The organism is Pseudomonas sp. (assembly GCF_036404235.1).
Classification (GTDB): Bacteria; Pseudomonadota; Gammaproteobacteria; order Pseudomonadales; family Pseudomonadaceae; genus Aquipseudomonas.
Window position 1 is genome coordinate 1 of the sequence record NZ_DASWOT010000136.1, and the last position, 7919, is coordinate 7919.

The window sequence follows — 7919 nt, forward strand, 5'->3', positions numbered from 1 at the left end:
TGAAGGCGATGCGGACTTTCTCGAACGAGTTTTCCACAAGCTGCTGCTGAATTTTTCCTGGTGGGTTAACCGCAAGGACGCCGAAGGCCACAACATCTTTCAGGGTGGATTTCTCGGGCTCGACAACATTGCGCTGTTTGATCGGTCCACCGCCATGGCGCCGGGCTATCAACTCGACCAGGCAGATGGCACCGCATGGGTGGCCGGCTACGCGCTGGATCTCATGCGCATCGCGTTGGAGCTGGCGAAACGTAACGAGGTCTACGTCGACATTTCGGTTAAGTTCTTCGAGCACTTCCTCTACATAGCCGGCGCGATCAATCAGGTTGGCAAAGACGTTGATGGTCTTTGGGTCGATGAAGACAGCTTCTTCTATGACGTGGTGCATCGTCCCGATGGTTCCAGAGAACCGGTGCGCTTGAGGTCTATCGTCGGACTGATTCCACTGTTCGCCGTGCGTGTGCTGGAGCAGCGCGAACACGAAGGTCTCAAAGGGTTGCGGGAGCGGCTGCTCGGCTTCTTGCATCATCGTCCGGACTTGGCGTTATTGGTCTCGCGCTTGACCGAGCCGGGCAAGGGCAACCGCTTGTTGCTGGCGTTGTTACGGGGCCAACGGACCAAGGATTTGCTCAAACGCATGCTTGATGAAAGCGAGTTCCTGTCTGACTTTGGTATTCGCTCCTTGTCCAAGACATACGGGGCGCAGCCGTTCAGCATGCACATCAATGGCAACCAGCTGTGTGCAGATTACGAGCCTGCTGAGTCGGAATCTCGGCTGTTTGGCGGCAACTCCAATTGGCGCGGACCGATCTGGATGCCCCTTAACTACATGCTGATCGAGTCGCTACGTGAGTTTCATCGTTACTACGGTGAGAATTTTTCCGTGGAATACCCCAGTGACTCGGGGTATCTGGCATCGTTGGACGAAGTGGCTGAGGGATTGAGTCAGCGAGTCTGTCGCTTATTCCTGCGAGACGAACAAGGCAATCGCCCTTCTATGTCCGGTTATCCACAGCTGCAAGTTGACCCGCAAAGCCGCGACCTTGTGCTGTTCCATGAATATTTTCATGCCGAAAACGGTCGTGGCTTGGGTGCATCCCATCAAACTGGCTGGAGTGCGTTGGTCGCTTTGCTGCTGCAGCGTGGGGAATAATCAGAACGTTGATCAGGAGCGTTTTAAATCCAAGGAGTTGTCGTCAGGATGTCGTTGTACAAATATCGGAAGGTGCTGGAACTGCCAAGGGTGCTACCTGCCATCCTGTTCATGTTCGTTGCGGGTCTACCCCTGACCATCATGAGTTTGACGCTTACGCTGCATGTGCTGACAGATCTGGGGCGCGGCTATTTCGATGCGGGGGTCGTCGGTACCGCCACCGCGCTCGGGTTTGCGATGGGTTCACCGGTGCTTGGGCGAATGGTCGACCGACATGGCTTGCGACCAGTGGTGGTCATCTGCGGCACGCTGTCGACTTTGGCCTGGGCGCTACTGCCCTTCATGCCCTTTGAGGGCTTCATCGTGTTGGCGTTTCTGGCATCGCTCTTTACGGTGCCCACCGGGTCGCTCGCGAGGCAGTTCGTGGCGGGTCTGGTGCCCGAAGACCGTCGGCGTCCAGCGTACTCGCTCAACATGATGTTGACGGAGCTGTCGTTCGTGATCGGGCCGACGATGGGTATCTTCCTGATCACCTTGTATTCACCCACTGCAGCGCTGGCCGGGATTGGCATCTGGCGTGCTGTTTCCTATGTTGTCCTCTATCGATTGAATTGGCCTACACGCACGCCGGAAGAAATCTTGATAGAGGCCAAGCCCGTTCGTCCTGCATTGCGGACATGGATGTCTGGACGTTTGGTATCGACATTGTTTGTCAGTGCCGCTGCGTTGTTCGTTCTCTCAGGCACAGAACTGGCGTTGATTGCGGTGCTGCGCGACAGCGGCCAATTGGGGTTCACCGGTTTCGTGATTGCAGCGATGTCCGTGGCTTCGATTGCCGGCGGGTTTGTACACGGGATCGTGCATCGTTCGTTGTCGCAAGCGTCTCTGGCGTTTGGCATGAGCGTGTTGCTGTTGCCCGTGGCGCTGTTCGATCAGACGTGGTGGATTCTGATGATTGCGCTGTTACCCACCAATCTGTTGTGTACGCCGACATTGGCTGCCGGTTCGGAAACCGTCGCGAATCTTGCACCTTCGAGCGTGCGCGGCGAAGCGATGGGGCTTCAGGACTCTGCGTATCGGATTGGCCAAACCATGGCAACACCGCTGGTGGGATTGGCCATCGACAGCGTATCGCCAGAGGCGGGGTTTGTTGCAGCGGCAACGGGCGGGCTGGTGTTGCTGGGAATTGCTGCGCTTTGCAATCTATGGGTATCAAAGACTGCATTGGCAAGTGGTGGTGATGGTCGGTCCTGAACAGGCGAAGGCTCAAGACCGATATTTACAGCGCTGCCAAGTGACCCAAAACGGTCGAAGAAAAAAACTTATGCACGGTTTTTGGTCATTAATGACGTTTCGAAATAAGTAATGAAATTAATGAGTTATCGCGGTTTTCTGAGAAACTGACGGAATTGGTACACAGGTTATCCACAAAATCACACCGACGCCTTTTCGGGCGTACCCAGCGGTATTGCAGGCGACCCTAGTGCTTTCTGGGTTTCTTCGTTCCAAGCGGCAACACGGTCGTTCAATGCAGCGATTGCGCGCGGCCCGGTGCCCTCTGCGTACATCGGTTTGCCAATCACCACCTTGATGGTGCCCGGCTTCTTGCCCCAGCCTTCCTTAGGCCAGTACTTCCCGGCGTTATGCGCAATGGGCAGCACAGGCAACTCGGCATTGACGGCCAAGGCTGACCCACTGCGAGAAAACTTGCCGATCTGCCCGTAAGGAACGCGTGTGCCTTCGGGAAAAATCAGTACCCAAACCCCATCTTTCAGCAGCTCGTCACCTTTTTTCGCCACCTCTTTGAGTGCAGCTTTCGGGTTGCCACGATCAATGGCTATCGGGCGTAACATCGCCATGGCCCAGCCGAAGAACGGGACATACAGCAGTTCGCGCTTGAGCACCTGGCTCAGCGGCTGAAAGTGCGCCGAAAGAAAGAACGTCTCCCATGTACTCTGGTGGTTGGAAACAATCACACAAGGCGTCTTCGGCACGTTTTCCTGGCCGGTAACTTCAACCTTGATGTTAAGCATGACTCGCGTCAGCCATACCGCACAGCGGCACCAATAGACATTGATGAAGCGATAACGAATGCGAAACGGCATGAAAGGCGCGACGAAAAAACTCAGTGAGCACCACAACAAAGCGGTGGTGCCCAGCAGCAGGTAAAAGAAAAAGATCCTGATTGCCCGCATCATCGACATAGCAGCTTCTACCGTACGGGCGTTGCCCGGATAGTGCGCGGCGTTGAGCGACCGGCTAGTCGTTCAACGAAGCGTTAGTGTGAGTAAGTTCTGCGGCAACCGCCGCCAGATCATCAAAAATCAACGTGCCCGCGGGTAACGAAGTATTCCGCGTTTTTAGACCTTTCCCCGTCATTACCAACACAGGCTGACAGTCGACGGCCAGCGCCGCCTCCAAGTCACCCTTGGTGTCGCCCACAAACCATACGCCGGCCAGTTCGACTGCGTAATGGCGTGCAATGGTTTTCAGCATGCCAGGTTTAGGCTTGCGGCAATCGCAGCCTTCGTCCGGGCCGTGGGGGCAGTAAACAATCAAACCGACCTCGCCGCCCTGCTCCGCCACCAGCGCCCGCAAGCGCGCATGCATGGCATCCAGGCTCGCCAGATCGTAATAACCGCGAGCGATGCCGGACTGATTAGTGGCCACGGCCACCGTCCAGCCGGCCTTGCTCAACTGTGCGATTGCCTCGATCGAGCCAGGAATCGGTATCCACTCCTCTACCGACTTGATGTACGCGTCGGAGTCTTGGTTGATCACCCCGTCCCGATCGAGAATCAGCAGCTTCACGCGTCGCTCTCCAGCATCAGCTCAACAAGGAAATGTCGGCAACGCCGAGGAACAAACCGCGTAGCCGCGCCAGCAACGCATAACGGTTAGCCCGCACGCTAGCGTCTTCGGCATTGACCATCACCGCCTCGAAGAACGCGTCCACCGGCTCGCGCAGGGCTGCCAGGCGCGCCAGCGATTCGCTGTACTGACGTTCTGCGGCCATTGGTTGCACCGCTTGATCCGCTTGCTGGATAGCCGAATACAGCGAGAACTCGTTGGCATTGTCGAAGTACTTGGGCTCGACGGTGTGGGCGATGCTGCCCTCGGCCTTGCTCAGCAGGTTCGACACGCGCTTGTTCACCGCTGCCAAAGCAGCGGCTTGCGGCAGTTTGCGGAACGCTTGAACCGCCTGCACTCGCTGATCGAAATCCAGTGCAGAACCTGGTTGCAGCGCCCGCACCGACAGATATACCGACACGTCGACGCCTTCGTCTTCATAACGCGCCCGCAGACGGTCAAAGATGAACTCCAGGACTTGCTCCGACAGACCGGCCGGTTTGATCTTGGCGCTAAACTGCGCCACCGCAAACTGCACGGTCTTGATCAGGTCCAGGTCGAGTTTCTTCTCGATCAGAATCCGCAGGATGCCCAGCGCGGCGCGGCGCAGTGCGTACGGGTCCTTGCTGCCGGTGGGCAGCATGCCGATGCCGAAGATACCCACCAGGGTGTCGAGCTTGTCCGCGATTGCGACGGCGGCGCCGGTCAAGGTGCTCGGCAGTTCAGCACCCGCCCCGCGTGGCATGTACTGCTCGTTGAGCGCCAGAGCGACATCGTCCGGCTCGCCATCGGCCAGTGCGTAGTAGTAACCCGCAACGCCCTGCATTTCCGGGAACTCACCAACCATTTCAGTGGCCAGATCGCACTTGGACAACAGGCCCGCACGCGCAGCGCGTTGAGCGTCGCCGCCGATACGTGGAGCAATGAAAGCTGCCAGTGAGGAGACACGCTCGGCTTTGTCGAACACCGTGCCCAGTTGCGCCTGGAACACGACGTTCTGCAGACGCAGGTTGAAGGTTTCCAGCTTTTGCTTCTTGTCTTGCTTATAGAAGAACTCGGCGTCGGTCAGGCGCGGGCGAACGACTTTCTCGTTACCCAGAACAATTTGCGATGGGTCCTTGCTTTCGATGTTAGCCACGGTAATGAAGCGCGGCAGCAACTTGCCGTCGGCGTCCAGCAGGCAGAAATACTTCTGGTTGTCCTGCATGGTGGTGATCAGCGCCTCCTGAGGCACTTCAAGGAACCGTTCTTCGAACGAGCAGACCAGCGGAACCGGCCACTCAACCAACGCGGTCACTTCGTCCAGCAGGCTCGGCGGCACGATGGCGGTGCCTTCGTATTGCGTCGCCAGTTCTTGGATGCGTTTACTGATCAGCACACGACGCTCGTTGAAATCGGCCAGCACATGGGCCGCACGCAGATCGCTGAGGTAGTTGGCCGGCGACGTGATGCGCACGGCTTGCGGGTGATGGAAGCGGTGACCACGGGATTCACGGCCCGCCGTTTGCGCGAGGATCGTGCAGTCGACGACTTGTTCGCCGAACAACATCACCAGCCACTGGGTTGGACGCACGAACTCTTCCTTGCGAGCCCCCCAGCGCATGCGCTTGGGAATCGGCAGGTCGTTCAGGGAGTCTTCGACAATAGTCGGCAGCAGGCTCGATGTTGCTTTGCCGGCGATGCTTTGGCTGTAGCGCAGCTTCGGGCCACTCTGATCGATTTCGCTCAGGTCGACGCCACACTTCTTGGCAAAGCCCAGCGCTGCTTGAGTTGGTTTGCCTTCTGCGTCGAATGCGGCCTGACGCGGTGGGCCGTCGAGGTTCACGCTGCGATCAGGTTGCTGGGTCGCCAGTTCGGTGATCAACACCGCCAGACGGCGCGGTGCGGCGAACACTTGTTTGGCGCTGTAGGTGAGGCCCGCAGCCTGCAAACCCTTTTCGATACCGGCCAGGAACGCATCGCCCAGCGCGCTCAGTGCTTTGGGCGGCAGTTCTTCGGTGCCCAGTTCAACCAGGAAATCTTGAGCACTCATTGCGCAGCCTCCAGCTTAGCCAACACTTCATCACGTAGATCAGGGGGGGCCATCGGGAAGCCCAGCTTGGCACGGGCCATCAGGTATGCCTGGGCCACGGAGCGAGCCAATGTGCGCACGCGCAGGATGTATTGCTGACGCGCCGTCACGGAAATTGCGCGACGGGCATCCAGCAAGTTGAAGGTGTGCGAGGCCTTGAGCACCATTTCATAGCTGGGCAACGGCAGCGGTTGATCGAGTTCGATCAGGCGCTTGGCTTCGCTTTCATAGAAGTCGAACAGTTCGAACAGCTTCTCGACGTTGGCCTGTTCAAAGTTGTAGGTCGATTGCTCGACTTCGTTCTGATGGAATACATCGCCATAGGTCACGCGACCGAACGGGCCGTCGGCCCAGACCAGGTCGTATACCGAATCGACGTTTTGCAGGTACATCGCCAAGCGTTCCAGGCCGTAGGTGATCTCACCTGTCACCGGGTAGCACTCAATGCCGCCTGCTTGCTGGAAGTAGGTGAACTGCGAGACTTCCATACCGTTGAGCCAGATTTCCCAGCCCATGCCCCAGGCGCCCAGGGTGGGTGATTCCCAGTTGTCTTCGACGAAACGCACGTCGTGGACCAGCGGGTCGAGGCCAACATGTTTCAAGGAGCCGAGGTACAGCTCCTGGAAGTTGTCCGGGTTGGGCTTGAGAACCACCTGGAATTGATAGTAGTGCTGCAGACGGTTCGGGTTTTCGCCATAACGGCCATCGGTCGGACGACGGCTCGGTTGTACGTAGGCTGCGTTCCAGGTTTCCGGGCCGATGGCGCGCAGAAACGTAGCAGTGTGGAAAGTGCCGGCGCCCACTTCCATATCGTAGGGCTGAAGTACCACACAACCTTGCTCAGCCCAGTATTGCTGGAGGGCGAGGATCAAGTCTTGGAAGGTACGCACGGCTGGCGTAGGCTGGCTCACGAAATTCACCTGTACTGGGGGCTGCGATTTAAAGAGCGGGAGTATACCCGATTCGACCGCGCCTCCACCCTTGGAGCCCTATGCCACGCTGCTTTTGGTGCAACGAAGATCCTCTTTACATGGCTTATCACGATCAAGAGTGGGGCGTGCCGTTGCGCGACGCGCAGATGCTCTTCGAGTTTCTGTTGCTCGAAGGGTTCCAGGCCGGGCTGTCATGGATCACGATTTTAAAGAAACGCGCGCGCTATCGCGAAGTCATGTTCGGCTTCGATGTGCAGCGCATTGCCGCCCTGACAGACGACGAAATCGAGGCACTGATGCTCGAACCCGGCATCATCCGCAACCGCCTGAAAATCAATGCCGCGCGCAAAAACGCCCTGGCTTGGTTACGGCTGGAAGACCCGGTCGCGTTCGTCTGGTCTTTCGTCGGTGGCAAACCAAAGATCAACCATTTCAAGCACCGCAGCGAAGTCCCCGCCATCACCCCCGAAGCCGAAGCGATGAGCAAAGCGCTGAAAAAAGCGGGCTTCACCTTTGTAGGCCCAACCATCTGTTACGCCTACATGCAGGCCACCGGCATGGTCATGGATCACACCGTTGACTGTGATAGGTATGCTGAGCTTGTTCGCTAGCGGAAGGGGCAGAGCCTTATCGCCTCACCATGACTCATAAGGGATACCGAACTTGTCGATGTAGGCTTGCGATTCAGGCTCTAGTTTCAATCCATATTTCCCTCCGCTTTCACCAAGATAGGGGCCCTTTTCTACAATTTTTCCTTGCACCCGACTGACTTCAATCGGGTCTAGGCAGATTCCCCTTACCCACGTTTTAGCGATGCCACCTGGGGCCAATCCAATCACCAGAAACTTGCGGTGATCTGTGATCCATTCTTTGCTTGCCCTGCAATAGGTTTTTTCCCTGACTTCAAGCATGG

General features: G+C 57.4%; 8 protein-coding genes. 3 read left to right on the forward strand and 5 right to left on the reverse strand.

Annotated features, from left to right (window positions below; all coding sequences use genetic code 11):
- Positions 1-1153: MGH1-like glycoside hydrolase domain-containing protein (locus tag VGC62_RS17275; RefSeq protein WP_414705818.1), on the forward strand; the 1153-nt coding region annotated here is incomplete at its 5' end.
- A 48-nt stretch (positions 1154-1201) separates the two neighbouring features.
- Complete coding sequence (locus VGC62_RS17280) at positions 1202-2407, forward strand: MFS transporter (protein ID WP_331188295.1); 1206 nt, start codon at positions 1202-1204, stop codon at positions 2405-2407.
- Between the two features lie 179 nt (positions 2408-2586).
- On the opposite strand, the gene VGC62_RS17285 is transcribed toward VGC62_RS17280, so the two are convergent.
- Genes VGC62_RS17285 through glyQ form a run of 4 tightly spaced genes read right to left on the reverse strand, consistent with a single transcriptional unit; the run spans position 2587 to position 6985 of the window.
- Entirely contained in the window at positions 2587-3357 is a 771-nt protein-coding gene (locus VGC62_RS17285; RefSeq protein WP_331188296.1) for a lysophospholipid acyltransferase family protein, read from the reverse strand.
- A gap of 55 nt (positions 3358-3412) precedes the next feature.
- Positions 3413-3964, reverse strand: coding sequence for a D-glycero-beta-D-manno-heptose 1,7-bisphosphate 7-phosphatase (gene gmhB, locus VGC62_RS17290; protein ID WP_331188297.1), 552 nt, complete (start codon positions 3962-3964; stop codon positions 3413-3415).
- 16 nt (positions 3965-3980) lie between these two features.
- On the reverse strand, positions 3981-6035 hold the full coding sequence (glyS, locus tag VGC62_RS17295) for a glycine--tRNA ligase subunit beta (RefSeq protein WP_331188298.1): 2055 nt from the start codon (positions 6033-6035) through the stop codon (positions 3981-3983).
- On the reverse strand, positions 6032-6985 hold the full coding sequence (gene glyQ / locus VGC62_RS17300) for a glycine--tRNA ligase subunit alpha (protein ID WP_331188299.1): 954 nt from the start codon (positions 6983-6985) through the stop codon (positions 6032-6034). Before glyQ ends, glyS begins: the two co-directional genes overlap by 4 nt.
- Positions 6986-7065: 80 nt before the next feature.
- Here glyQ and VGC62_RS17305 point away from each other — a divergent pair, with 80 nt between their 5' ends.
- Positions 7066-7617 (forward strand): DNA-3-methyladenine glycosylase I, encoded by a 552-nt coding sequence (locus VGC62_RS17305; RefSeq protein ID WP_331188300.1) that lies wholly within the window; start codon positions 7066-7068, stop codon positions 7615-7617.
- Between the two features lie 24 nt (positions 7618-7641).
- On the opposite strand, the gene VGC62_RS17310 is transcribed toward VGC62_RS17305, so the two are convergent.
- Positions 7642-7919 (reverse strand): DUF2931 family protein (locus VGC62_RS17310; protein WP_331188301.1); only part of this gene is annotated, 278 nt, incomplete at its 5' end.